Below are 23,870 nucleotides of genomic sequence, written 5' to 3' on the forward strand. Positions count from 1 at the left end.
CCCCTATGCCGCTGATCCACCTGTCGTTGCACTGGGGCGTCTCTCTTGGATCATCGAGCGGACCAGATGAAGATCGCTGCGATGTGGAGTCCTGCCTGGAAGATCGCTGCCGTCTTCTCGTAGCGGGTGGCCAGGCCGCGCCAGTTGTTCAGGCGGTTGATCGCTCGTTCGACGGTGTTGCGTTGTCGGTATGCCTGGCGGTCGAAGTGGGGAGGGTGGCCGCCGTTGCTGCCTCGTCGTTTCCGGTTCGCGATCTGGTCTGCCGGCTGGGGAGTCACTGCTTGGATGCCGCGTCTGCGAAGGTGCGCGCGGATCGACCGGGACGAGTAGGTGCGGTCGGCGAGCGCGATGGCGGGGAGAGTGCGAGGCCGCCCGATCGGCCTGGGGACTCGTAAGGCAGCCATGACGTGTTCGAAGGCGGGCGCGTCACCCGCCTGTCCGGGCGTGAGGTGGAAGCACAGCGGACGGCAGCGGCCGTCCGCCGCCAGGGGGATCTTGGGGGTCAGTCCGCCACGCGAGCGCCCCAGCGCGTGGTGGGGAGGTTCGCCGGCCGGAGTCGTGTTCCTGCGGGCTCCGGCGGCGGTCTGGTGGGCGCGGACGACGGTGGAGTCCACGCTGACGACCCAGTCGAGGTCGCCTTCTGTGTCGGCCTGGGCGAGCAGGGCGGTGAACACCTGCTGCCAGGTGCCGTCGATCGCCCAGTTCCGGAGCCTGGTGTAGACGCCCTTCCACGATCCGAACTCCGCGGGCAGACACGCCCACGGCGACCCGGTGCGGCACTTCCACGCGATGGCGTCGATTACCTGCCGGTGCTCACGCCACCGGCCCCCCGCTTGGGCGCCCGGTCCGGCAGCAACGGCTCTGTCCGCGCCCGCTGGGCGTCACTCGACGACACGCCCGGAGCAACGACGGGCAGCGGTCCACGTGACAGACGAGCGCAAGGGACGGCATCGAGGTGAGCGGGACCAGCCAGGGGACCGGCCGTCCCGCGGGTGTCGTTTGCCGCCCCCGGGATCCTGGTGTACAAAAGTACATGTACAAATGTTCACTAGCGTGGAGGCGGATATGAGCGCGCACACGGCGGCGGATCGCGGGCCGAGGAAGCGGGACCCCGAGGCGACGCGGCGGGCGATTCTGGAAGCAGCGGCGGAGCTGATCGTCGAGCAGGGCGCGGCGACGCTGACGCACCGGGCGGTCGCCGCGCGGGCGGGCGTGGCCCTGGGGTCGACCACCCGCTATTTCGAGTCGATCGACGACCTGCGCGGGGCGGCGCTGCGGATGCTCGGGGACGAGGTCGACCTCTACCTCGACCGGATGGAGCGCGAGCTGGCGTCCTGCGAGGACCTGGCGGAGTGCCTGGCCGCGTCGATGTACGACTTCCTCGCCGACCCCCGGCAGGTGCACGCCACCATGGCGCTCGTCACCGCGGCGGCCTCCGACGCGAGCCTGCGCTCGCTCGCGCTGCGCTGGACCGACCGCCTGACCGACCTCCTCGCCGCGCACGTCGGCAGGGAGCGGGCCGTCGTGGCCGAGGTCTACCTCGACGGGGCGATGATGCACGCCGCCCTGCACGACGAACCGCTCACCCGCGAGACCGTCACCCGGGCCCTGCGCGCGATCTTCTCCATGGACGAGACGAAGGGCCGGTAGTCATGACCACGCTCACCACCCCGCCCGGCCCCGCGCCCGTGCTGTCGCGCGCCAGGCGCTGGGCCGCGCTCGCGGTGCTCAGCGCGAGCCTGCTCGTCATCACGATGGACATGACGATCCTGAACATCGCGCTGCCCGACATGGCCGCCGAACTCCACCCCACCGCCGCCCAGCAGCTGTGGATCGTGGACGCCTACTCCCTCGTCCTGGCCGGCCTGCTCGTCTCCGTCGCCGCGATCGCGGACCGCTGGGGCCGCAAACGCATGCTGATGCTCGGCTACGCCGTCTTCGCCGGCGCCTCCCTGCTCGTGATGGCAGCCGACACCGCCGGCGAGGTGATCGCGGTCCGCGCGCTCCTGGGCGTCGGCGGCGCGATGGTCATGCCCACCACCCTCTCCCTGATCCGCGTCATCTTCACCGACCCCAAGGAACGCGCCACCGCCCTGAGCATCTGGGCCTCCGTCTCCGGCCTCGGCGCCGTCGTCGGCCCGCTGGTCGGCGGCTTCCTGCTCGACCACTTCTCCTGGCACGCCGCCTTCCTCGTCAACGTGCCGCTCATGGTCATCGGCATCGTCGCGGCCCTGTTCCTGCTGACCGAGTCCCGCGCGGCGAACCCCGGCCGCTGGGACGCCTTCGCCGCCGTCCTCTCCCTGGTCGGCATGGTCACCCTCGTATGGGCGATCAAGCAGTTCGGCGAGGAGTCCAGCTTCGCCGTGCCCTCGGCCTGGGCCGCCCTCACCATCGCCGCGGTCACCCTCACCTGGTTCGTGCGGCGCTGCCTGCGCAGTGACCACCCCCTGCTCGACCTGGGACTCTTCAAGGGCCGGCAGTTCTCCGCCGGCATCATCGCCGCGCTCGGCACCACGTTCTCCATGGTCGCCGCCCTGCTCCTGGTCGCCCAGTGGCTCCAGATCGTCCAGGGCGTCAGCCCGATCGAGTCGGGAATCCGGCTGATGCCGATCGCCATCGCCGGCGCCCTGTCCGCCCTCGTCGCCCCCATCCTCAGCCGCCGCATCGGCTCCCGCGCCGTCCTGGCCGGCGGACTCGCCCTCGCCGGCGTCGGCATGCTCTACCTCCGCCTCATCGGCGACAGCCTGAGCCTCGGCCACATGAACGTCGCCCTCTGCCTCGTCGGCGCGGGCACAGGAGCCCTCGCCATCGGCTCGGCCATGATCATGGGCGGCGCCCCGACCGAGAAGGCGGGCAACGCCGGCGCGCTGGAGGAGACCGCCTACGAGTTCGGCGGCACGCTCGGCGTCACCATCCTCGGCAGCATCTCCGCCCTCCTCTTCCGCGCCCAGTTCACCGACAGCCCGCAGTTCGACGCCCTCCACCAGGCGGACCCGGCCCTCGCCGGACAGGCCGAGGAATCCCTCGGCGCCGCCGTCACCATCGCCGGTGAAGCACACATGCCCGACCTCGCCACCCAGGCGACCGACGCCTTCACCCACTCCCTGCAGAGCGCCGGCCTCATCGGCGGCATCCTCATGCTCGGTGTGGCGGCCGTCGTGTTCTTCCTGACCCCCAAGGGCACCGAAGTCTCCAACGCCGCCCACTGACCCCACCCGCCGACCGGCCCCGGACGCTATTGCGTCCGGGGCCCCGCCATATCCCGCACCCCACCGCCGGGACTCGACCGACAAGATCCGAAAGAGACGCCCTAGCCGCGTGCGGAGCGCCAGCCCGTCCAGGACGACACGGCGCTGCGGCGGGCGTTCCAGGTGTTTACCGCCGTGCGGCCCCACAGCAGTGCCAGCACCTCGCCAATCTCCGAGTTCTCCACCAACGTGAGCGGCCGACCCTCCCCAAGGCGCTCTGAGGTCTTCCCGACAGCGATGCCGGAGGACGTCGTCTGCTGGCTTCGTTCACTTCTAGGGGCTCTGGCACGACTTCCGTGAAACCGCGTCGACCAGGTCCTTGCCGGCCTCCGGACGAGCGGCTGACCTGTCAGTTCACTAGGGTTGCCGACCCCGGACGCCGAGGACCGGTACGGCTTCACGGGAGTTGTGCCAGAACCAGGACTCGTGATTAAAGCCAGTGATGCGACTGGACAGGCCATGTGCGATGAGAAGGGCCTTTGGTAGTCCTTTCGGGCTGGTTCCTAGCATGTGCACATGGTTGCCAGAGAAACTCAGGGGTCCGTTTCGGGACGGGGCGCGGTGTCCCGGGACGGCGCCGAAGTCACCTGTCCTGCTTCCGCGCCGACGGGAGAAGCAAGGGAGTCCGTGGTGGAGCGGGCGGCTGATCTGATGGAGCCGATCAAGCCGAAACTGCGTGGCTGGCTTCACGCCGGCATGGTCCCGGCGTCGCTTGCCGCGGGCATCGTCCTCATCTGCCTTGCAGGGACGCCACGAGCCGTGCTGGCCTGCACCGTGTACTCCGTGACGGCCTGGCTGCTGTTCGGGACGAGCGCCGTCTATCACCTTGGCACTTGGGGACCGCTCGGTGAGGCTGTTCTGCGCCGCCTCGACCACGCCAACATCTTCTTGATCATCGCTGGCACCTGCACCCCCCTCGCCGTGCTTCTGCTCTCCCGCGGCCAGTGGTCCTTCTTGCTGTGGATCGTGTGGGCGGGTGCTGTGGTCGGCATCGCCTTCCGCGTTCTGTGGGTCGGAGTTTCCCGCTGGTTGTACACCCCCTGCTACCTGGCTCTGGGCTGGGCGCCTGTGCGGTACCTGCCCGAATTCCTGCACGGCGGCGGGGTGGCCGTGGTCTGTCTGATCGTGGTCGGCGGGCTTCTCTACAGCGCGGGGGCGGTCGTCTACGCCCTCCAGCGACCCGACCCCTCGCCCCGTTGGTTCGGCTTTCACGAGGTCTTCCACGCGCTGACAGTGGCAGCTTTCACCGCTCACTACATCGCGATCTTCCTCGCTGCCTCCTGACCACGACGAGTGGGGCGCCATGGTCGGGTGATCCGAGATCCTCGCGGCATGAGCGTCCCCTCTGTGGGCGGCCGGAAATCGACGGCGGGCCCGGCCCGCCCGGTCACGATCGCGGTGTGCCTCACGTGCTGGAGACCGACCGGCTCGTTCTGCGCGCGTTCACGGCGGCGCGTCGTCGGCCGATGTCGACGGCGGTCGAACCCTCAAGCCGAGCCCGGCGGCTCGGCCGCTCCAGCGACGCGGCGGTATTCGGCGTTGATGCGCTGGGCTTCTTCGAGCTGGTCTTCGAGGATGATGATGCGGCAGGCGGCCTTGATGGGGGGGTGCCCTGATCCCCCGCATTCGCGGACTTCGCGGGCGGCTGCGGTATCGGCCGGGCCGGTTGTTCGCCGACCGCGGCTACGACTACGACAAATACCGCCGCATCCTCAGAGCCCGCGGCATCAAACCGATGATCGCCCGACGTGGCGTCCCGCACGGCTCGGGGCTGGGCAAGACCCGCTGGGTCGTCGAGCGGACCTTCGCCTGGCTCCACCAGTTCAAACGCCTCCGCATCCGCTACGAGATACGCGCCGACTTCCACCTCGGCCTGCTCCAACTCGCCTGCAGCATCATCTGCTTGCGACGCCTACGAACCTCATTCTGAAAGATCAGTAAGGGGCGGCACGCCGGAGTGGGTGGCAGGGTAGCGAGTCGGGTCCTTACCCTCGGACGCTGAACTCAGGTGAGGTCGAAGGTGACGTTCCCAGAGCCGTCCCAGTCCGGTGCCTCTGTGAGTGTGAGGGTTCCATCCTCTGCCTCGACGACTCGCACCATGATGGCACCGCGGTCCTCGCCGGGAAACGCAATGGAGAAGTGGGGATCCATCTCCATGAGAAAGTCCCAGCCCTCGCGCTGGGTCGTGTCCAGGGCGTTGACATGCCGACCGGCTGCCCAACACTTGCCGACCGCATCGACAGTGACGGTGATGTCGATGTCGTACATTTCAAGGCAAGTCGAGTGATTGGCCCACCATTCGAGGCGGCCCTGACCCACGAATCGATCCGTTCCGACTTTCCTGCCGGTGGTTTGTTGGCCGGTGATCAGTCGGCTCGTGGTTCTGTGCCAGCGTAGTGGGCTGCCTCGAACTCGGTGGGGCTGATCATGCCCAGACTCGAGTGCAGCCGCCGGTTGTTGTACCACTCGACCCACGAGGCGGTGGCGTACTCGACGTCCGAGACCGTTCTCCAGGGACCGTCGTGGAAGACCTTGGTGCGTATGCACTCGGACTTGTAGAGACCGTTGATCGTCTCCATCAGCGCGTTGTCATACGCGTCTCCAACGCTGCCGATCGAGGGGCGGATGCCCTCGATGCTCAGGTGTTCGGTGAAGCGCACACTCGTGTATTGCGACCCGGCATCCGAGTGGTGAATGAGCTGGTCGCGTCCCACGGGGTTGCCCTCGTGAGTGCGGCGCCACAACGCCATCCGAAGAGGGGCATCGACCAGCTCCACGTCTCGCTTGACCGAGGCGTGCCAGCTCACGATCTTCTGGGAGAAGCAGTCGACGATGAACGCCACGTAGGTGAAGGACTGATAGGTGCGGACGTAGGTGAAGTCGGTGATCCATTTCCGGTTGGGTGCCGGTGCTGTGAAGTCGCGGTCCAACAGGTCCGGCGCCCGCGCGTCGGTCGGATTGGGGATAGTGGTTCTGGGTCTTCGGCCACGAACCACACCGTTGAGACTGAGCGAGCGCATGGCGCGGTCGACGGCGCCGAAGCCGGCCTCGGGCAGGAGGGTGCGGCGGATGAGAGCCAGCATTTTGCGCCGGCCATAAAGCCCCTCGGGAGCCAGCACACGCTCGCCAGCCGTGCTGGTGGTGAAGGCCATCCGGCGGACCGCGTCCTCGACCAGGGCGTCCGTCACGGTTCGGGCCGCGGCCACATTGGACGGGCCGGCTGGGGCACACCAGGCGCGCAAGGTTCGTGCCGCGATCTTCAGGCCGGCCTGTTCCAGGGCGGTGAGGATCGACTCGACGGCATAGCCGGCGGCCCGCATCTGATCGGTGAAGGCCACGATCAGCGGTTTCGGGGGTCGAGCTCCCCCGCGAAGAAAATCGTCGCCGACTTCAGCACCTCGTTGACCTCTCGCAGGCGCTTGTTCTCCGCCCGCAGCCTGCGCAGTTCCTCTCGCTCGTCCGTGCTCACGCCCGCCGCCTGACCGGCGTCGACCTCGTACTGCATCACCCACCGCCGCACCGACTCCCGGGACACACCAAGGGAATCAGCGACCTGGATGTGCAGTGCACGCTCGGAGGAGTACTCCGCACGATGCTCTGTCACCAGACGCACAGCCTGGCTACGAAGGGCTGCATCAATCTTCTTGGGCACGAGACCCATCCTCCCTGAAAGCTCACAACGGAGCGGCAGAGAAGTCGGAACGGTTCAAATCGATCCATGAGCACACTATGCACGGTGCGTAGGCCGGACGGGCGAGCCTGTACGGCCACCGGTCGTCGTGGGTCAGGCCGCGAGACAAAGCTGCATGGGGCAGCCCCGACAGGTCCTCGCTTCAACCGACCGACGTCCTCGCCGCTTCCGGACCTCATTCTGAAACCATCAGTGAGTTCCGCCTCGGATACCGTGTTGCTCTATGGGGTGCCATGACGGATGTGGCGCCCCCCATCGGAGGTAGTCAGCGTATGAGTTCAAAGCGCAGCAAGAATCCAGCCCTGCCCGTACTTGACGACGCGTTCCGACTCGCGTCGGTCAAGGACGCCGAAGAGTCCGTCCGTGACTTGGCCGCGCGGCTGGCCACCACCGAGCTGCGCCGTGTTTCCCACCCGGGCCGGGTCACCTGGGAGCCCACTGATCAGGCCGAGCCCGTTCCGGTCCCGCCGACTGTGGTCGACGGTGACGGGGATCTGTGGCTGCGGGACCGGGGCACCGGCACCTGGACCATGCCCGAGTTCAACCCGAAGGAGTTCCCTGCCCGCTGTGGCGAGGTTCTGACATGGAACGAGCTTGCCTGTGAGTTCGGCCCGCTTACCGGCCTGGCCGACGACCGCCGTATCGGCGGCGGCCGGCGTCGCTGACCGCGCAGCCTTCGCGCGGATCACAGTGTAGAAATCATGTCTCGGTCCTGCACTCCGCTGGGGGCAGGCAGACTCAGGAACGCCGGATACAGGCCAGCCCGGGGATCGTCCTGAGCTCCCCGCTGACTGCTCTCTGTAGCCTCTGTTCCTGGTGTGCTTCCCGGTCCGAGCGACCGAGCAGTCAGGCAGGCTGGGCGTCTTTGCATGGCGGTGGTATCCGGCCTGCTGCTCCGTGGGGCGACCGCGCGGGAGACGGCGGTGCATCACGACGGACGAGGGCTGCGCGCAGTCGCGCAGCCCTCGTCCGGTGCGTGTCCGTTGCCTCTGGGACGCCGGCCCGGCTTCCGTCGTTCGGGTCGCCCGCTATCGGACGGTCGGAAAGCGGAGCCGATCTCGGTGCCCGCAGGCGGAGGCGGGGAGGGTTAGGCCGGGGTGATGTTCTCCGCCTGGGGGCCCTTCTGGCCCTGGGTGACGTCGAACGTCACCATCTGGCCCTCCTGGAGCTCACGGAAGCCCGAGGAGTTGATCGCCGAGTAGTGGGCGAAGACGTCCGGGCCGCCGCCGTCCTGGGCGATGAAGCCGAAGCCCTTCTCCGCGTTGAACCACTTCACAGTTCCCGTAGCCATGTCTCATGCCTTCCAGTCGATGAACGCCGCCCACACGGTTGGGGGAGGCGGAGGTGATCGCCCTGGTTCCTGCGGCACAGCACAGCAAAAAAGCCCACGCCGGAGGCATGGGCAAAGGGAAGATCCGAACCACGACAGCTAACGGGGAGGGTACACGCCCGCACCCGCTGTCACCACAGGAAACGCTTCACGCCTCACACCCTGCCCTGTGCGCGGCGAGGTTGACCTATGTCTGGGCGCATGGCCTCAGGCCGCGGCCTGAGGCTCAGCCGCTCCAGCGGCGCGGCGGTATTCGGCGTTGATGCGCTGGGCTTCCTCGAGCTGGTCCTCGAGGACGATGATCCGGCAGGCGGCCTCGATGGGGATGCCCTGGTCGACGAGTTCGCGGGCGCGGGCGGCGATGCGCAGCTGATAGCGGGAGTAGCGGCGGTGGCCGCCCTCGGAGCGCAGCGGGGTGATCAGACGGTGCTCACCCAGGGCCCGCAGGAAGGCGGGGGTGGTGCCGAGGGTTTCGGCGGCCCGGCCCATCGTGTAGGCGGGGTAGTCCTCGTCGTCGAGACGGCCGTAGGAGTCGTCTGCTGTCATCTGCACCTCTCTGTGGAACGTGGAGGGGCCCTGGTGCCGTACTGGCACCAGGGCCCCGAAGGAACTTCTACACCACATGCCGGCCCTGATACTGCGCCGGCCTTCTGTGTCCGCGTACCCGACCCAGTTGCTGTCGGGCGTGCGGGGATCGCGGTTGCTTGACCGGAGACCACCTCACTATCGATGTCCTGCGGTACCCGGACTCAAGACTTCGGTCCGGGCGATCCTGATGGTGCTTCGTTCCTCCGTTCATCCCTCGGTGATCAACTACCTACCATCGGGGTACTGCGTACTGCTGGTGATGCGAACTGCTCAGCGGCCTGTGACAGCGCCACTGTCCGGCAGCCGGCCCCGTCGCCCGTCCTGCGTCTGCTCTGGCTTGGAATCCCACTGCCGAACCTCCCGGTGCGCGCGCCCGCAGCCGACGCCTTCACCAGGGATACCGCTCCATTACCTCACTGCTGGGAACTGCGCACTCACGGGTACCGCACATACCATGACCGCGGTCCCGCGTGGCGGCCCCTGATCACTGCGGGCCACCCGGTCCGGCTGCCAGTCCCGTCGCCGTCCTGCAACAACCCTGGCTTCGAAACTCCGCCGCCGCACCGTCCTGCGGACTGCAACTACCTGTACTGCGGGTACTGCTTGCCGGCAGTTCGTCTCTGCCAGGCCCTGCTGTCCTTCTCGGCTACGGAAGAAACCATAGCGACGCCACTACCCAATGTCTACTCTGACCAATGTAGATTTTCGTGTGCTCGGCAGCGAGGTAATCGGCTTCGGACAGTGACGCAGGTCGGGCGCAGAGCGGTCGCGCCTGGTTGCCAGCCGCTTCGGGGGGCAGATGCGGCGGGCGGGGAGGAACGGGCATGCGTGATCGGCTGACCAGAGGAATCCGATGGAAACGATGAGCGTCGACATCGCGATCGACCACCCTGGGGGTTCCATCGCCTGGGCGCGTGACAGGGCCCGGTCCTTCCTCGACGGGCTCATGCCGACGCTCGCGTCCGAGGCCGCCGACACCGTGGTCCTGGTGGTCTCGGAACTCGTCACCAATGCCCTGCGGCACGGCGGCGGCACCTGCAGCCTGGACCTGGCCGCCTGTCCGGACGGCATCGAGGTGGCCGTGCACGACCCCAGCCCCCATGCCCCACGCATGCGGACCCCCGACTTCGACGGCGGAACTGGAGGCTTCGGGTGGCCCATGGTCAACCGGCTCGCCACAGCGACCTCGGTGGCTTCCCGTACTTCTGGGGGAACGACCGTAAGCGCCTCCTTCCCGCGGTAGACCACCCTCTCTCTTCTGGTGCAGCCCGGTGCAGGGACCAGCGTCAGTGCGGCGCAGCCGGGAGGGCGACGAAGGCGTCGGGGCCGGCGATGGGCGGGGGAGCCGTGCGTGCGCCGGCCAGGTGTCGATGGGCCCGACCGGGGGTGGAATCGATACCAACCATGCTCCAGTCGATCCTGCCTTCGGCGTCAGCGTGCGCTAGGAGCGAGCGCAGGATCTCATCCCGAGTGCCGTCTCCCGATCAGCGTCGGTGACGCTCATAGACGGTCTTCGACGGCCCATACTGCGAAGGCACGTGGCGCCAGGGCGTACCTGTGCGCAGGCGGAAGAGGATTCCGTTGATCACTGTGCGGTGGACGCTTCACCGTCCGACCGGCCGTTCGTCACCGGGTAGCGGCGGCGCGAGCCGTGCCCACTCGGCATGCGTCAGATCGCCCCGCCCGACCTCGGGCACAGTGAGCATTTTCAGCGTTGACGCTCCAGGGTGAGGATGGCTGCGGCGATGGCGGTCATGCGGTTGGGGCTGCAGCGGGCTTTGCGGAGGATGCGCCAGGTCTTCAGTCTTGCGATGCTGCGTTCGACCGGTGCTCGTGCCGCTGACAGGGCCCGGTTGACCGTTCGCTGGGTTGTGGTGAGGTCCCGGCCGGGGAGCCGTCTGATGGGTGTGGTCACCCAGGGGCCGGCGCCGATGTAGGCGCGGTCGGCGAGGACGGGGATGCCCTGGCGTTCGCAGATCCGGATGATGCGGTGGGCGCGGGCCGCGGTCAGGTCATGGGTACGGCCGGGCAGCGCGGGCGAGATCCACAGCAGGTTGCCCGCGGGATCGGCTACGACCTGCATGTTCACGCCGTGACGGCGGTGCTTCTGGGAGAAGTCGGCCCGGCTGTCGCCGACGCGGTCGCACTCCGCGAGCGTCCCGTCGAGCAGGACGTAGTCAGGGTCCGTCTCGCGCAGGGCCCGCAGCAGGCCGGGCGCCTTGCGGGACAGATGCTCGACGACGGCCGTGACGTAGGCGTGGGCGGTGCCGACGGATATGCCGAAGCCGGCGGCGATCTGCGTGAGCGTGTCGTGGCGGCGAAGGTAGACCAGGCCGACCAGAGCCCGCTGGTGGGGCGGGAGCTTGCAGCGGCGGTCACCCTCACGGGTGACGATGAGCATGGATACCCACTCGACCAGGGCGTGGGGCAGGTCGAGTGCGGCAGGATGGGGAACCAACGAGGCTCCTGCGCGGATGAGTTGAGACGTCGAACACCTCTCTCAACGGCACAGGAGCCTCGTGCGTTGTGGGACGTCTGCCCGTCACCCGGTCAGTGGCCGCTCTGAAAGAGCTCAGTGTCTCCCCTCCCAGAGGTCGGATCGGACGGTTACGCCGTGATCCGCCGGGCGTACACCTCGATCTCGATTTTCATGCGGGGATCGGCGAGGCCGCACATGAGCATGGTGGCAGCCGGCCGGACCTCGCCGAACGCGCGACGCAGCGTCGGCCAGCAGAGCTCGAAGTCGGTCCGGTCAGGAAGCAGGTAGCGCACCCGTACTACGTTGGCGAAGGTGCACTCAGCTTCGGTCAGGGCGGCCTCGATGTTGCGCAGGCACTGCTCGGCCTGCTCCACCACGTCGTCGGAGATCGTCATGGTGGTGTAGTCGAATCCGGTCGTGCCGGACACATGAACCCAGTCGCCGTCGATCACCGCGCGGGCATAGCCGATCTGTTCCTCGAACGTCGAGCCGCTGAGGAGGGAACGTCGCTCTGTCATGCGCCGAACGCTAAGTGACCAGCACTGATACGTCTAATATGCCTTCAGGTGCGGAGTGATATCTCTAAGCGTATGGAGCGTCCTGAACTTCCCCTGCCGCAGCTGCACGCCTTCGTCGTGCTCGCCGAGGAACTCCACTTCGGCCGCGCGGCCACTCGTCTGGGCATCGCCCAGCCGCCGCTGAGTCAGCAGATCCGCCGCTTGGAGGGCAAAGTCGGCTACGACCTGTTCAGCCGCGAACCCGGGCGCATCGGCCTCACCCCGGCGGGCCGAGAACTTCTCCCCGCCGCCCGGCACGCCCTCACCCATCTCGCACTGGGCCTGACCGCAGCTCGAGAAGTCGGCAGCGGCAGGGCCGGCCGCCTGCGGATCGGCTTTGCCGCCTCCCTCGCTCTCACCGTCCTTCCCAGCTTGCTGCGAACCTTCCGGGAACGGTTTCCCGCTGTGGATCTGGACATCCAGGAGATGACCACCACGCCGCAACTGGCCGCTCTGCGTGAAAGGACGATCGACATCGGCCTGTTGCGGGAGCCGCCTGCCCATGACGCTGAGCTCGGATTCGAGACCGTGCTGATGGAACCGTTCGTGGCCGTCCTGCCCGCCTCTCATCTCCTCGCGGGACAACGAGCCGTCCGGGTCGAGCAGCTGGCGGACTGCCCCTTCGTACTCCTGCCTCGTGCCGTCGGCCCGCCGCTGTACGACCAGATCACCGGTCTTTGCATCGCTGCGGGTTTCACCCCCCAAGTGACCCAACACGCTGTGGAATGGCAGACCATATGTGCCTTGGTGGGAACCGGCCTCGGCGTGTCACTGGCCCCGGAAAGCATCCGCCGGATCCGCCTCAAAGGCGTCGCTTTCCGCAGGATCGAGCCCAGTACTGTGCGCACGCGAGTTGCCGTCGCCTGGCGCAAGAACGACCCAAGTCCCCTGGTCCCCGGCATCTTGGCCGCCCTCAACCAAGGTCCGCCGGGCAGGCCCTAGACGTCCACGTCGATGCTCCTCGCCTGGTCCCGCCCATCGACAAGGGCGTCGTCCCCTGACGTAAGGACCGTAGGGGGCCGGCCCCGGGACGCCCGGGGCAACCCTTCGGCCGATGTTCATTCCGCGGCCTCCCATGATCAGGGGTCTGTCTGGTTGCGCGCCTGGCCCTCTGTTGTGTGCCAGGGGTGGAGAATCGTTCCAATGACCTATGCGGATGATTATTGGACGTCCTCCGGCCTCGACGCGCAGGCGGGCAGCGGCAAGCGCAGGGCTGCACCACGCCTCCCGGAACAAGCAAGGCATGAGTTCCTCCGCGGACCGGCACACGCCCGGGTTCAGACCTCTGCGGAAGCGGTGGATCCGGGCACCCCCCTGTACGAGCGGCTCGCCGAGGAATGGGCTGGTCGGGGCGCCACCGTGCCCTGCTGTCCCGACCCGCTGTGGCAGCGTCTGGCTTCTTTCGAACACCTCAGACAGGAGACGGACCGCACCTTGCGCCGGCTCCACCTGGCAAGTGAGCCCGGCGCTCGACCCCCGAACCATTTCTGAAACCCCTGCCACGAGGGGGCCTGATCGGCACATGTGCCGATCAGGCCCCCTCGTGGCGCCGCTGCCGCCACCTGCTGATCCCCGGTCAGGCGGCTGGAGAGCCGAGCACCGCGGAAGCATGCCGGCGGGGGTCGAGGCCGCGGACGGGTGCGGTGTTCTGGGGGAGGTTGCGGCAGGTGAAGCCGAGCTTGGCCATGGCGCGGAGGACCTCACCAGCGGTGAAGTCGCGGCGGTCCTGGCCGGTGATGACCTGGCCGACCTGCTTGGCGGGGTAGGTGCGGCGGCCGATGATCACGCACTCGCCGACGGCCGGCTCGGGCTTGACGCCCCGCATGGACTGCAGGACGCCGCTCTTGGTGAGGTCGAAGGGGAAGCGGGCGATGACACAGCGCATGATGCCTCACAGGAAGAAGGAGGGGCGGTTCAGCCGTGGCGAGGCGGTTCAGCGAGCCAGAGCGAGGACGCCCAGGGCGCAGCCTTGTTCGTCGATGACGGGCAGCGCGTCGAGCCGGCGGTGGCGCATCGCGTGTTCGGCCTCGGCCGTCGGGGTCAGGGGCGAGGTGAACAGCCCCCGGTCGCCGGGTACGGCGCGCAACCGGAACCGGTCGTCGTAGGCGGCGCTGTCGCAGACGGCGATGAGCTGGGCCCGGGTGACCAGCCCGGTGCACAGGCCGTCCTCGTCGCAGACGAGGAGATGCCCGGTGCGCGCGCCGGCCATCACGGCCAGGGCCACTTCGACCGTCATGTCGTCGCAGACCTGCGGTCCGGCCACATCCATGACCTCGTTGACCGTCTGAGGTCCGCAACTGGTGCTCGACGAGCCGGGCTGCATTCGGATCAGCGTCACAATATGCCTCCTGCGGAGATGGGCGAATTTCCGGATCACATGGTTCTCAGGCCGCCGTCGCGGGGGAGGCGGGCCGACGGGCGCCGGCCCGCCGGGCGGCCGAGGCGGAGCCACGCCGACCACGGGACGAGGATGTGCTGCGCTTGGAGCGCTCGGGCGCCGGTGCCGTGATGGTGACCGGGATGCCGGAGGGGGCTTGGGCGCCGGTGATCCGGATCAGCGCTGCCTCACCCGAGCGGACCTGGTTGGTCTCGGGCACGATGCCCGCGTCCTGCATGAGGCGGTTCATGCCACGGCGCTGCTGGGGCGTGACGAGGGTGACGACGCTGCCGGACTCGCCTGCACGCGCGGTGCGGCCGCCGCGGTGGAGGTAGTCCTTGTGGTCGGTGGGCGGGTCCACGTTGACGACGAGGTCGAGCTGGTCGACGTGGATTCCGCGGGCCGCCACGTTCGTGGCGACCAGCACGGTGACGTGTCCGGCCTTGAACCAGGCCAGGGTGCGGGTGCGCTGCGACTGCGTCTTCCCGCCGTGCAGGGCCGCGGCCCGCACGCCGCTGCGAAGGAGGTCCTCGGTGAGCCGGTCCACGGCGTGCTTGGTGTCCAGGAACATGATCACCCGGCCGTCACGCGCCGCGATCTCGGTGGTCAGCCGCTGCTTGTCGGCGCCCTGCACGTGCAGGACGTGGTGCTCCATCGTCGTGACCGCGCCCTGGGAGGGGTCGACGGAGTGGACGACGGGGTCGGTGAGGTAGCGGCGGACCAGGAGGTCGACGTTGCGGTCCAGGGTCGCGGAGAACAGCATCCGCTGGCCCTCCGGGCGGACCTGGTTCAGCAGCGCGGTGACCTGGGGCATGAAGCCCATGTCGGCCATCTGGTCGGCCTCGTCCAGGACGGTGATCCCGACCTGGTTCAGCCGGCAGTCGCCGCGGTCGATGAGGTCCTTGAGGCGGCCGGGGGTGGCCACGACGACCTCGACGCCGCTCCGCAGCGCGTTCGCCTGCCGGCCGATCGGCATCCCGCCGACGACGGTGGCCAGGCGCAGCTTCACGGCGCGGGCGTAGGGGGTGAGGGCGTCGGTGACCTGCTGCGCGAGTTCCCGTGTGGGGACCAGGACGAGTGCGAGCGGCTGACGGGGCTCGGCGCGCTGTCCTGCGGTGCGGGCGAGCAGGGCCAGGCCGAAGGCGAGGGTCTTGCCGGAGCCGGTCCGGCCGCGGCCCAGGACGTCACGGCCGGCCAGGGAGTTCGGCAGCGTCGCGCCCTGGATGGGGAAGGGGACGGCCACGCCCTGCGTGGTGAGCGCGGCCAGCAGGTTCTTCGGCATATCGAGATCGGCGAACGCCTCGACGGCGGGCAGCGCCGGAGTGATCGTCTTCGGCAGGGCGAACTCGCCCTGCACCGGGGCGGGCCGTCGGCCCTGACCCCCCGGGCGGCGGGGAGCACCCGAACGGCTCGGGGCGGACGACGCACCGAAGCGACTGCCCCGGGTCGAACCGGAGGCGGAGCCGAAAGCGGGAGCGCCGTTGCGGCGGGTGCGGGAAGAGCGGCCGTTCGTACGTGTGGGGTTCATTCAGAACCTTCCTTGATACGGCACGTCTCAAGGAGGTCCGCAGCGTAAGGACAGTATGCGGAATCACAGATACGGGCCGAATTTAATTCGAGAAACGAAAGCGAACGTGGCGCACGGAAAACTGGTGGCGACGTGACTGAAAAGGGAATGCGCGCGGAATTTGACCCGGGGCATCGAGTAGTACGGTTCCGTAGAGGGCGCGCGTACCTTGAGGTGGCTTTCCGGCAGGATGGGTCTCTGTGAAAACGTATGGAGCTGGGGCCCGCACCCCGAAGGATGCGGGCCCCAGCTGCAAGATGCGCGTCAGTGTCAGACGGTGACGATGTTCTCGGCCGTCGGGCCCTTCTGGCCCTGCGCGATGTCGAAGGTGACCTTCTGGCCTTCCTGCAGCTCGCGGAAGCCCTGGGCGGCGATGTTCGAGAAGTGGGCGAACACGTCAGCGCCGCCACCGTCCTGCTCGATGAAGCCGAAACCCTTTTCCGCGTTGAACCACTTCACGGTGCCAGTAGCCATGTCGTATCTCCTTGGGGCAGTACAGCGGCACCCGTACCTTACGGACGCCGTGTCGCCGCGATGATGCCCTGCCCGGAAAATACCGGAAATATAAAGAGCTTCCGAGCGGCGTGCGGCCGACGGGAGCACTCGAAGTTTTTGGGTACCAAAACTGCAACTGAGATAGACAGTAGCACGTCCTCGTAGTCTTCGGGTGCGGAATATTTCTCCCGGGTGGCGCTGGCAAAAACCCTCTCCGCGAGGGACGTCAAAATCTCAGGCCGCGGACACAGGTATTCATGTACTCCGAATACGGCGTTTCGGAAGAGAGACGGCCAGCGGGGCGGATGATGACCGGCTTGTATCCAGGGTCGTCAAGGCGCTGACGAGTCTCGGACGGGGAGAGGCCGCCGGCGAGGATCCAGCGAGGCGCACGCGCATGTGCAGGACCTCGCGAGCCGTGGTGTCGTTGCCCTGGCGCCTGGGCTTGAAGCTTCCTCGCTGGCCGACGACTTGATCCCGCTCCGGGCGAGGGCATGGAAGGTACGGGGGCGATGCGGGCCAGACATCGGCGTTCTGCCCTTGGACGCACGGCAGGGTCAGGCGAATGCCGCCTCAAGCAGGTGGCCACCCACACCGGACCACCACCTCCTCGAAGACTTCGGCACCCGCCGTGTCGTCTTCGGCATCCGGCTCAAGGACGGCCAAGACATCTCCGTCACCTCCCTCTTCGCCTTCGCCCAGGTCTCCCTCATCCAGGCCGCACGACGGCTGCACGACATGAACGCTCACGTCGGGGTCATCGCCATCCGACGCTGACCTGCGCTGCCGGTGCTTGCGGGGCACTGTCCTTCAGCCAGGCCGCCTGACATCCCGTGGTGAGGTCAGGCGTCTTCGTCGTCGAACATGGTCTCTTCGATTTCGACGAGTTCATCGTGGGTCAGCTGCGGCGGGCTCCAGTTCCGGCTTCGGGCGTGCTGGATGAACCGCTCGTCCAGGGTGACGTGGTAGCGCTCGACGTAGTGGGCGAGGTCCGAGTACCAGAACCACTGGCCGTCGGTGAGCAAGGACAGGCCGCCGATCAGCTCGTGCTCCGGGCTGAGAACGTCGTGGACCCTCGTCGTGGTGGCAGCAAGGATCGTCCCTTCGCGCAGGTAGCGCGCGAGGGACTGCTCGTCCTGGTCTCCTTCGTCACGTGCGGCAGCGTGAAGCGAGGGTCCGTCGGGCCGGCCGTGCCCGAGTTCCCTGAACTCCCCGACGAAGCGGTCTGAGACGAAGGGTGGGTGAGCTTGGGGTGGAGCCGGTCCCAGGAGCGGGCGGTGGCGGTGCCGTAGAGGCGGGTTTCGGTGACGGTTGCGGTGCCCGGGGTGCCCCAGGTGTCGGGCTGTCCGAAGACGAACTCGCCGCCGTGCCGGGGCGGACGGCCCTTGGCGTGAGGCTACCGCGGCGGTGCGGGCCTGCGCGGGACACGGTCCGAGCGCATCCGGGCCAACACCTGCACTGGCAGGTCCTTCAGCAGAAAGGCGAGGCGGGGTGCGTCGTATCCGGCGTCCGCAATGATGAGGATGTCCGGGTCCCCGATCTGCCACTGACCTGCGGTGATAAGCCGCTCGACCAGGTCGCGTAGCTGCCGGGCGGTGACGGTGGCCGTGTCGTCCCCAGGGGCAAGACGCAGCGCGTCCAGCAGCGCGGTCCACGAGCTGCGGCCGGGTTCCAGCGCGCAGACGATCGAGTAGGGCCATCCGGGGACCGGGATGTGCTGGCCCTTACCCCGGCCGTAGGTGTGGCAGAGGATCCGCTGTGGTGAGGTGTGAGCGGCCGGCCGCAGCCAGCAGGTGCCAGGACCAGCCGGCCGTCAACGGCTCGTGGTAGCGGCACCGAGGCCAGGACGCGTCGTATCCGGCCGCCATCGATGCGGCCCTGGGCGAGCGCGGCGTAGAGACTGCCGTGCCCGCGGCGGTGTTCGCCCACCAGCGACAGCTCGGCCAGCGATCTCACCGGACCGTCACCGCACAAAACCGCGTCCGCCAGCTCGAACAGAGCGTCCGAACGGGCGGTCAGGCAGGAGTGGAACTCGCCCCGGAAGCGTGACAGTTCCGCCAACGACTCTCGCTGGGCATCGTGATGTTGCAGACTCATCCTCACGGCCTTCGTGCTGGACGTGTGTGTTCCTTGGTCGGAGCACATGTTCAAACGAAGGCCGCTTCCATGTACGGCGGATACCGAACCGAGTGACCAAGTACGACGCACCGTTCGACGACGCACGTTAAAGATCAAGTTAGGGCGTGTCCGACGATTCCCGCCGGGCCCGGCCCGTCAGTCGCGCCTGTACGCCGAGAAGGGCCGCACTCCCGAGCCCCAGCGCACGGCGACGACCAGGTCCTCGTACACGAGCACGCCCGCCAGTTCACCCTTGTGCCGGTCCACGTCGCTGCCGGTGTCGATGCTCTCCTTCTCCTCACCGGTGGCGGCGTCGAGCACCACCAGTTCGTCGAGGCTGTCCTGCCGGGAGCCGCGGTCGGCGAGGACGGTCACCCGGCCGCCGGTCACGTCGAGGGCACGCAGGCCGCCCGCGACGGCCACGTCCTCCAGCCAGACCTGGCTGCCGCTCGCCAGGTCGAAGGCGACCACCCGGTCCCGGTACGACTTGCGCTCTCTGATCTCGGCACCGGCGTAAAGCCGCCCGTCCGCGACGGTCACGAGGGCCGGCGCATGCGCCTGGATGGTTCCGTATCCGCCGGTGGTCTCGATCCGGCCGGCCGCCTTCCCGTCCTCGCCGAAGAGGAGGAAGGCGCCCTGCCCGCCCTCCGTCGTCCCCCCGTTCTGCACGACCGGCGGCTCGGCCGACAGCAGGGCCACCTGCCCGTCCGGTGCGGGCGCCGTTCGCCCGCCGAGCGAAGCGGTCCACCGCAGCCCGCCGCCGGCCAGGTCGAACGCGGCCAGCCGCAGTTCGGTGCGGCCACAGGCGAGTACGGCGACGACCTGCCGCTCCCCGGCGGCGACCTGCTCGGGCACACAGTCCTCGGGGACGGCGGCCGTCCAGCGCGGGACGCCGGTCCGCAGGTCGAAGGCGCGCAGCGCCTTCGTTCCGGAGACGGCGGGCCGGGAGCCGGGGGTCCACAGGTCGTCGTCGGGGGCCCACATCTCGTCGGCGTCCCGCAGGACGGCAACCCCGCCACCGACGGCGACCATGTCCGTGAACGTCTCGGTCAGGTTTCCCCCGGGGGCGCGGGGCGTATGCCACCGCTCGCGGCCGCTCATGAGGTCGAGCGCGGCGACCGTCGAGCAGCCCGCGTTCATCACATCCCCCCGGGCGATCAAGAGGACGGAGCCAGCCGTGCGGCGGCTGACGGCGCAGATGTGCTCCTGCCCTGGCGGGGCGTACTCCCAGCGGACCTTGCCCGTCCTCGAGTCGAAGGCGCCGACCGCGTCGTACCTGCTGCGGACGAGCGTCTCGCCGACCAGCCAGGCCCCGTTGCCATAGTTCCTGGCGCCGTTGTCGACCGGGGCCTCCCAGACCAGGCGCAGCGAACTCCCCAGGGCGGAGCAGCCCATGACAAGTCCGAGGGCGCACAGCGCGGTGACGGCCGCGAGCAGGGGGCGGAGCCCGCGCCCCGCTCCCCGGCGGCCCGACGGCCACCGCCCCCGCCCTGTGCCGTCAGTCGTGCGCGCTGCCATACGGATCCCCACCCCTGGCTCGAACGGCCGAATCCCCGTCAGGCTAGAGCACACCTGATCAGTGCCCCGCGGGCACCGGCCCGCTTAACAGTCGCCCCTGGCCCGGCCCCCGTGTGGCACTGCCGCGCCCCGGAGAGTGCCCAGGGCCCCGGTGGTGTGAGGTCCGAGGTGGGGGGAGTGGGCCGCCGCTCCTGACTGCCTCGTGCTCGTGCCGTGCTCGGGCCGGCGTCCGTTCGGGGATGGTCCCGTGGATCCCGGTACCGCCCCTACCGTGCTCGTACCGCGCCGGTAGGGTCTGCTTCAGCCCGTGCCGATATGGCGTGCGCGGGCGAGGCCCGGCGCCCCGGAGGTCATCCAGGGGGCAGTACCGTCGGGCCGCCCAAGCCCTCTTGACGGCCCCTCGGCCCGATCCCTGGCCCGGCCCCGTGGGTCGAGGGCACGGGAAGCGCCCGGACCGCCGCCCAGCGCCGTTTCCCACCCTCACCCCACCCTCACCCCGCCATCACCGTGTTCTCTCTGCTCAGAACCGTCATCGAGGCCGTCATGGGGCCGTCATCAGGCCGTCATCCGGCGTGACGTGATGACGACCTTGCCGCCCCGGATGACGCCCCCATGACGCCCTCAATGACGACGTGGTGACGACCGCCCCACGCCCCGGCTCACCCCGCCTCCCCCTCCCCGACGCCAACGAGCTGAAGGCCACCCGCTCGGTGTGAGCGCCCGATGCGGGGGCAGACGGCGTGTTGGAGCGCATGGAACGCCCGCGCCATCTGCCGTGGTCACCCCCTCCACATGCGGCCGGCACCGTCCCGCCCGGACCCCCTTCCGGCGCGGGGCGGCTCCGTTCCCGGCCCACCGCCCCAGCCCGGGCGGGCTCGTACCCGCCCAGGTGACACAGAGCCCCACACCCGCGCCCGTGCCCTGCGTGCAGTGCGGGATCGGGGGTAAACGGCTCGTGCACTTTGCACGAAGACGGGGGAGGCCGAGGGGTGTGGAGCCGGCGACGGGTGACGGGGACGCGCAGTTGCTGATGGCGGACGTCATCATGACGTCCGGCGTCTTCGAGGGCAGCGAGGACATCGCACTCGCCCGCGACCTCGCGGGCTCCTTCCTCACCGACGTCCAGGCCGTGCACGGCCTGCCAGTGTCCCCAGACGCGATGAGCACGGTGCAGCTCGTGGTCAGCGAGCTCGTCACCAACGCCCGCAAGTACGCCCCCGGACCCTGCCTGCTCACCCTGGAGGTCACCGGCGGCAGTGTCCAGGTGAACGTCTGGGACAGCAATCCGACCCCGCCCTTGCTCCTCGCGCCCGACCCGACTCGCATCGGCCGGCACGGACTGGAGATCGTGATGGCCGTCGGACAGAGCTTCGCCATCCACCGCGAACCGGTGGGCAAGCGGATCACCACGACGATCCCGCTGGCCGACGATCCCGCGTAGAGCCCGTCCCCAGCCCCCTCCTGCCCGGCCCCGCGCGGCCCCCGGTACGTGCCCCACGTGCGATCTCTCGGTTTCGTGACAGCGGGGCAAGAGGCAGCGGTGAGACGGCGCCTTGTCACAGGTCAGCCCGGTCTTCTTGAGTGGGGTGCACTGTCGTGGGTGTGAAAGATCGCGGCGATTTCACTGTCACGGGGCGGTACCTGTGCAGGTGGCGTACTGACATGGAACTGAGAGATCGCAGCAGGGCCGCGGAGTGCGGTGGGGGTGTCGGCAGCCTGGAGCGGCTGAGCGGGTCCTTACTTGTCCTGTTGTCCCGCCCGTTTGCGTACTGCCCATACGACGAGCGCGGTGCAGGCCGCTGTGATCAGGCTGGCGGGGAGTTCGGTGAGCAGGCCTTGGACGATGAGGGTCAGGGCGGTGTCGATCATGGTGTCTCCCGGTGCGATTCCGATTGGTCTCCTCCAGGTTGGGCTTGTTCACAGGGGTGCTGACGTGGTCTGACGTCCTCAGACAACTCAGGTCGGGGATTTACGGGTTCGGACGCGGTACCTTGCCCGTCGGACGTAGTTGGACGCTTCTGGACACTTCTGGACACTTCGTGGGGGATCACGCATGGCTCGGCTTACGGCTCCCTTGTTTCTGCCTGGACCTCGCAAAAAGCTGAGCGATGAGCTGCACCTAGCTCACCGCCGGGCGGGTTGGCCCTCGGTGCGTGAGCTGGCACGGGCCTTGGGTCCCGGAGTGGTCAGCTCAAGCCGGATCCACGACGCCTTCACCAAGCCCCGGCTGCCGACGTGGGGCCTTGTCGAGATGCTGGTGACCGAGCTCGGGAGCCGAACGCCTGGAGCCGATGCGGCAGTCGAGGTGAAGCGGTTCCACGCGTTGTGGGACGTAGCTGCGGAAGCGGACTCCTTGCCGCAAGCCGCGGATGAGCCCGGGCAAGTTCAGGAGGCGGCTCCGTCGATGCTCCAGGCCGCAACGGGCACGGATGCCTTTGCGTTCGGGAGGCCTGTACCGAGCACCTTGCTGCTAGCCGACATTGCGCGGTTCAACGGACACGACGATGTCGAGCAGGGATACATGCGCCGGATGCTCTCCAACCTCCTTGACCGTGTCGCAGAGGCCGCTGGCATCGATCCGGCTGCGCGGCGGCGGATGGATCAGGGAGACGGATTCCTCGAACTGATCGACGCCGCTGTCCCCATGACCAATCTCCTGCGTACCGTGCTCGGAGTCGTCCCCACGGAGCTGCGAACGCTCAACCGGCTTGCCTCGGACTCGGTCCAACTCCGTCCGCGGCTGGTCCTGGCCACGGGCAACGTGAGCATGGACGGACACGGCTGGACAGGCGCCGCTCTCAACGACGCCTGCCGACTGCTTGACGCAGACGCAGTCCGGGCGGCACTGCACGACCGCACGGATAACTACGTGCTGTGCGTATCAGATGCCGTCTACTGGACGACCGTGAGCCAGAACCACCCCGGCATCAGCACGGTGGAGTTCCACGAGATCGGCGTCCAGACAAAAAACGGGAGCATGCGGGCGTGGCTGCACCAGCCGCTGTCGGCACACACGTAAGCGGCTCCTGCTGGGCCGGCGGCCGGACGGACTGTCCGTCCGGCCGTGAGGGACCGGGGCAGCTCATGCGCATGGTGGAGACGGCGACGCTCGCCCACGCTGGAGCTACTGAAGAGTGCGGCAGAACTTTGCGCCGGCCCCCTCGGGGGCGGGGCGGGCTTCCTCGCCCCGCGGGTTCCTCCTCGGCGCGGGGATGGACCCGGGACCTCCCTGGACCAGCTCCGTCAGGAGGTCTGCTCCCTGCTCGCGCGGGGATGGTCCCGGCCTAGCGGAAGAGCGGGACCGACTGGCCAGCTGCTCCCCGCGCCCGCGGGGATGGTCCCGGCCGTGAGCTCACCTCGCTCCACCGCACCAACTGCTCCCCGCGCCCGCGGGGATCGGGCCCTTCTTCTCACAGCCGCATCGCGGCCGCGGCGACTTGCTTTCTGCGCCGTGGAGATGGCCCGTTGCGGTCGGTGAGTGTGGGAGAGGTCGTTGTGGTTGCTCGCCACCGAGCTGATCCTGCTCCTGTGCTCACCACTGAGGTCACCATGCCCGGGGTTACTCACCAAGGGGCTCACCACCGAACTCACCACGGGTGGTTCTCTGGACCCCCGGGGAGTGTTTTGTCTGTTTCGGTGAAAGTTGCTTGGAAGCGGGCCGGTGTCGGGTAGAACTGCAGGTCAGGAAGACTGCTCCCCGCCCGCGCGGGGATGGACCCAAGGCCGCCGCCGCCCGCGAGATCGGGATCACCTGCTCCCCGCCCGCGCGGGGATGGACCCCACATGCTCAAGCAGTGGTCCCGCGAGTTCCGCTGCTCCCCGCCCGCGCGGGGATGGACCCGGCGAGTTCACCCCTCGCCCCTGACCCGCGAGCTGCTCCCCGCCCGCGCGGGGATGGACCC

The 23,870-nt window shown here is 68.6% G+C and carries 23 protein-coding genes and 4 pseudogenes; 10 read left to right on the top strand and 17 right to left on the bottom strand.

The window, feature by feature from the left end:
* Positions 1-50: 50 nt before the first annotated feature.
* Positions 51-895 (bottom strand): IS5 family transposase gene (locus IE321_RS24050; RefSeq protein WP_229916520.1). Its coding sequence is split into 2 segments (ribosomal slippage): positions 51-826 and positions 826-895, totalling 846 coding nucleotides; the frame shifts between segments, so codons are not numbered across the junction.
* Positions 896-1,065: 170 nt separating this feature from the next.
* Here IE321_RS24050 and IE321_RS24055 point away from each other — a divergent pair.
* The 3 genes from IE321_RS24055 to trhA all read left to right on the top strand — a co-directional run bounded on the left by IE321_RS24055 (position 1,066) and on the right by trhA (position 4,532).
* The gene (locus tag IE321_RS24055; RefSeq protein ID WP_190224476.1) at positions 1,066-1,650 is read left to right on the top strand and encodes a TetR/AcrR family transcriptional regulator; all 585 of its coding nucleotides are present in this window, start codon (positions 1,066-1,068) and stop codon (positions 1,648-1,650) included.
* Positions 1,651-1,652: 2 nt separating this feature from the next.
* A complete protein-coding gene (locus IE321_RS24060; protein WP_190224477.1) occupies positions 1,653-3,209 on the top strand; it encodes an MFS transporter in 1,557 nt (518 codons plus the stop codon).
* Between the two features lie 555 nt (positions 3,210-3,764).
* Positions 3,765-4,532 (top strand): PAQR family membrane homeostasis protein TrhA, encoded by a 768-nt coding sequence (gene trhA / locus IE321_RS24070; RefSeq protein WP_190224478.1) that lies wholly within the window; start codon positions 3,765-3,767, stop codon positions 4,530-4,532.
* A 203-nt stretch (positions 4,533-4,735) separates the two neighbouring features.
* Here the strand turns inward: trhA and IE321_RS42200 are convergent.
* Positions 4,736-4,897, bottom strand: a pseudogene (locus IE321_RS42200) (MerR family transcriptional regulator); the annotation flags it as partial.
* On the opposite strand from IE321_RS42200, the pseudogene IE321_RS24080 reads away from it, so the two are divergent.
* Positions 4,864-5,178, top strand: a pseudogene (locus IE321_RS24080) (transposase); the annotation flags it as partial. The pseudogenes IE321_RS42200 and IE321_RS24080 sit on opposite strands and share 34 nt — an antisense overlap.
* Before the next feature lie 74 nt (positions 5,179-5,252).
* Here IE321_RS24080 and IE321_RS24085 read toward each other — a convergent pair.
* Entirely contained in the window at positions 5,253-5,516 is a 264-nt protein-coding gene (locus IE321_RS24085) for a hypothetical protein (RefSeq protein WP_226652873.1), read from the bottom strand.
* Between the two features lie 98 nt (positions 5,517-5,614).
* A protein-coding gene (locus IE321_RS24090) for an IS3 family transposase (RefSeq protein WP_190224480.1) occupies positions 5,615-6,900 on the bottom strand; the annotation gives its coding sequence in 2 pieces (ribosomal slippage) (positions 5,615-6,627 and positions 6,627-6,900; 1,287 coding nt in all).
* Between the two features lie 311 nt (positions 6,901-7,211).
* Between IE321_RS24090 and IE321_RS24095 the strand changes: the two genes are divergently transcribed.
* Positions 7,212-7,604 (top strand): hypothetical protein, encoded by a 393-nt coding sequence (locus IE321_RS24095; protein WP_190224481.1) that lies wholly within the window; start codon positions 7,212-7,214, stop codon positions 7,602-7,604.
* Positions 7,605-8,026: 422 nt separating this feature from the next.
* Here IE321_RS24095 and IE321_RS24100 read toward each other — a convergent pair whose 3' ends face one another.
* Both IE321_RS24100 and IE321_RS24105 read right to left on the bottom strand, forming a co-directional pair.
* Positions 8,027-8,230, bottom strand: a complete 204-nt coding sequence (locus IE321_RS24100) for a cold-shock protein (RefSeq protein WP_043231285.1) — start codon at positions 8,228-8,230, stop codon at positions 8,027-8,029.
* A gap of 246 nt (positions 8,231-8,476) precedes the next feature.
* Positions 8,477-8,815 (bottom strand): MerR family transcriptional regulator, encoded by a 339-nt coding sequence (locus IE321_RS24105; protein WP_190224482.1) that lies wholly within the window; start codon positions 8,813-8,815, stop codon positions 8,477-8,479.
* Between the two features lie 895 nt (positions 8,816-9,710).
* Between IE321_RS24105 and IE321_RS24110 the strand changes: the two genes are divergently transcribed.
* Entirely contained in the window at positions 9,711-10,100 is a 390-nt protein-coding gene (locus tag IE321_RS24110) for an ATP-binding protein (protein ID WP_190224483.1), read from the top strand.
* 88 nt (positions 10,101-10,188) lie between these two features.
* Here the strand turns inward: IE321_RS24110 and IE321_RS42205 are convergent.
* The 3 genes and pseudogenes from IE321_RS42205 to IE321_RS24125 form a co-directional block, all read right to left on the bottom strand.
* Positions 10,189-10,563 (bottom strand): annotated as a pseudogene (locus IE321_RS42205) (transposase); the annotation flags it as partial.
* Between the two features lie 2 nt (positions 10,564-10,565).
* Complete coding sequence (locus IE321_RS24120) at positions 10,566-11,315, bottom strand: IS5/IS1182 family transposase (protein WP_030745857.1); 750 nt, start codon at positions 11,313-11,315, stop codon at positions 10,566-10,568.
* Positions 11,316-11,464: 149 nt separating this feature from the next.
* Complete coding sequence (locus IE321_RS24125) at positions 11,465-11,854, bottom strand: RidA family protein (protein WP_190224485.1); 390 nt, start codon at positions 11,852-11,854, stop codon at positions 11,465-11,467.
* A gap of 72 nt (positions 11,855-11,926) precedes the next feature.
* On the opposite strand from IE321_RS24125, the gene IE321_RS24130 reads away from it, so the two are divergent.
* Positions 11,927-12,835: a LysR family transcriptional regulator gene (locus IE321_RS24130; RefSeq protein ID WP_190224486.1), complete on the top strand. Its 909-nt coding sequence runs from the start codon at positions 11,927-11,929 to the stop codon at positions 12,833-12,835.
* Positions 12,836-13,469: 634 nt separating this feature from the next.
* Here IE321_RS24130 and IE321_RS24135 read toward each other — a convergent pair.
* From IE321_RS24135 to IE321_RS24150, 4 genes are all read right to left on the bottom strand, one after another.
* Positions 13,470-13,778, bottom strand: coding sequence for an SCO5918 family protein (locus IE321_RS24135; protein ID WP_190224487.1), 309 nt, complete (start codon positions 13,776-13,778; stop codon positions 13,470-13,472).
* A 48-nt stretch (positions 13,779-13,826) separates the two neighbouring features.
* Complete coding sequence (locus IE321_RS24140) at positions 13,827-14,231, bottom strand: CBS domain-containing protein (protein WP_190224488.1); 405 nt, start codon at positions 14,229-14,231, stop codon at positions 13,827-13,829.
* A gap of 46 nt (positions 14,232-14,277) precedes the next feature.
* Entirely contained in the window at positions 14,278-15,798 is a 1,521-nt protein-coding gene (locus IE321_RS24145; protein WP_190224489.1) for a DEAD/DEAH box helicase, read from the bottom strand.
* A gap of 309 nt (positions 15,799-16,107) precedes the next feature.
* Entirely contained in the window at positions 16,108-16,311 is a 204-nt protein-coding gene (locus IE321_RS24150; protein ID WP_190224490.1) for a cold-shock protein, read from the bottom strand.
* Positions 16,312-16,872: 561 nt separating this feature from the next.
* On the opposite strand from IE321_RS24150, the gene IE321_RS24155 reads away from it, so the two are divergent.
* Positions 16,873-17,109 (top strand): DUF6119 family protein, encoded by a 237-nt coding sequence (locus IE321_RS24155; protein ID WP_190224491.1) that lies wholly within the window; start codon positions 16,873-16,875, stop codon positions 17,107-17,109.
* Between the two features lie 65 nt (positions 17,110-17,174).
* Here IE321_RS24155 and IE321_RS42210 read toward each other — a convergent pair whose 3' ends face one another.
* From IE321_RS42210 to IE321_RS24170, 3 genes and pseudogenes are all read right to left on the bottom strand, one after another.
* Complete coding sequence (locus tag IE321_RS42210) at positions 17,175-17,357, bottom strand: hypothetical protein (protein ID WP_226652872.1); 183 nt, start codon at positions 17,355-17,357, stop codon at positions 17,175-17,177.
* A gap of 182 nt (positions 17,358-17,539) precedes the next feature.
* Positions 17,540-18,429: pseudogene (locus IE321_RS24165) on the bottom strand (transposase); the annotation flags it as partial.
* A 177-nt stretch (positions 18,430-18,606) separates the two neighbouring features.
* A complete protein-coding gene (locus tag IE321_RS24170) occupies positions 18,607-19,968 on the bottom strand; it encodes an outer membrane protein assembly factor BamB family protein (RefSeq protein WP_190224492.1) in 1,362 nt (453 codons plus the stop codon).
* A 1,045-nt stretch (positions 19,969-21,013) separates the two neighbouring features.
* Here IE321_RS24170 and IE321_RS24175 point away from each other — a divergent pair.
* Positions 21,014-21,409 carry an ATP-binding protein gene (locus tag IE321_RS24175; protein WP_190224504.1) on the top strand — a complete coding sequence of 132 codons (396 nt, stop codon included), beginning with the start codon at positions 21,014-21,016 and terminating at the stop codon, positions 21,407-21,409.
* 296 nt (positions 21,410-21,705) lie between these two features.
* Here the strand turns inward: IE321_RS24175 and IE321_RS42895 are convergent, their stop codons facing one another.
* Entirely contained in the window at positions 21,706-21,837 is a 132-nt protein-coding gene (locus IE321_RS42895) for a hypothetical protein (protein WP_264202512.1), read from the bottom strand.
* Between the two features lie 280 nt (positions 21,838-22,117).
* Here IE321_RS42895 and IE321_RS24180 point away from each other — a divergent pair, with 280 nt between their 5' ends.
* Positions 22,118-22,987, top strand: coding sequence for a hypothetical protein (locus IE321_RS24180; RefSeq protein WP_190224493.1), 870 nt, complete (start codon positions 22,118-22,120; stop codon positions 22,985-22,987).
* Positions 22,988-23,870: the final 883 nt, after the last annotated feature.

The organism is Streptomyces hydrogenans (assembly GCF_014656075.1).
Lineage (GTDB): Bacteria > Actinomycetota > Actinomycetes > Streptomycetales > Streptomycetaceae > Streptomyces > Streptomyces hydrogenans.

Excerpts from the sequence above, each read along its gene's own strand:
- IE321_RS24055 (WP_190224476.1), top strand. The coding sequence starts at position 1,066 with ATGAGCGCGCACACGGCGGCGGATCGCGGGCCGAGGAAGCGGGACCCC.
- IE321_RS24060 (WP_190224477.1), top strand. The coding sequence starts at position 1,653 with ATGACCACGCTCACCACCCCGCCCGGCCCCGCGCCCGTGCTGTCGCGC.
- trhA (WP_190224478.1), top strand. The coding sequence starts at position 3,765 with ATGGTTGCCAGAGAAACTCAGGGGTCCGTTTCGGGACGGGGCGCGGTG.
- IE321_RS24085 (WP_226652873.1), bottom strand. The coding sequence starts at position 5,516 with ATGTACGACATCGACATCACCGTCACTGTCGATGCGGTCGGCAAGTGT.
- IE321_RS24095 (WP_190224481.1), top strand. The coding sequence starts at position 7,212 with ATGAGTTCAAAGCGCAGCAAGAATCCAGCCCTGCCCGTACTTGACGAC.
- IE321_RS24100 (WP_043231285.1), bottom strand. The coding sequence starts at position 8,230 with ATGGCTACGGGAACTGTGAAGTGGTTCAACGCGGAGAAGGGCTTCGGC.
- IE321_RS24105 (WP_190224482.1), bottom strand. The coding sequence starts at position 8,815 with ATGACAGCAGACGACTCCTACGGCCGTCTCGACGACGAGGACTACCCC.
- IE321_RS24110 (WP_190224483.1), top strand. The coding sequence starts at position 9,711 with ATGGAAACGATGAGCGTCGACATCGCGATCGACCACCCTGGGGGTTCC.
- IE321_RS24125 (WP_190224485.1), bottom strand. The coding sequence starts at position 11,854 with ATGACAGAGCGACGTTCCCTCCTCAGCGGCTCGACGTTCGAGGAACAG.
- IE321_RS24130 (WP_190224486.1), top strand. The coding sequence starts at position 11,927 with ATGGAGCGTCCTGAACTTCCCCTGCCGCAGCTGCACGCCTTCGTCGTG.
- IE321_RS24135 (WP_190224487.1), bottom strand. The coding sequence starts at position 13,778 with ATGCGCTGTGTCATCGCCCGCTTCCCCTTCGACCTCACCAAGAGCGGC.
- IE321_RS24145 (WP_190224489.1), bottom strand. The coding sequence starts at position 15,798 with ATGAACCCCACACGTACGAACGGCCGCTCTTCCCGCACCCGCCGCAAC.
- IE321_RS24150 (WP_190224490.1), bottom strand. The coding sequence starts at position 16,311 with ATGGCTACTGGCACCGTGAAGTGGTTCAACGCGGAAAAGGGTTTCGGC.
- IE321_RS24170 (WP_190224492.1), bottom strand. The coding sequence starts at position 19,968 with ATGGCAGCGCGCACGACTGACGGCACAGGGCGGGGGCGGTGGCCGTCG.
- IE321_RS24175 (WP_190224504.1), top strand. The coding sequence starts at position 21,014 with ATGACGTCCGGCGTCTTCGAGGGCAGCGAGGACATCGCACTCGCCCGC.
- IE321_RS42895 (WP_264202512.1), bottom strand. The coding sequence starts at position 21,837 with ATGATCGACACCGCCCTGACCCTCATCGTCCAAGGCCTGCTCACCGAA.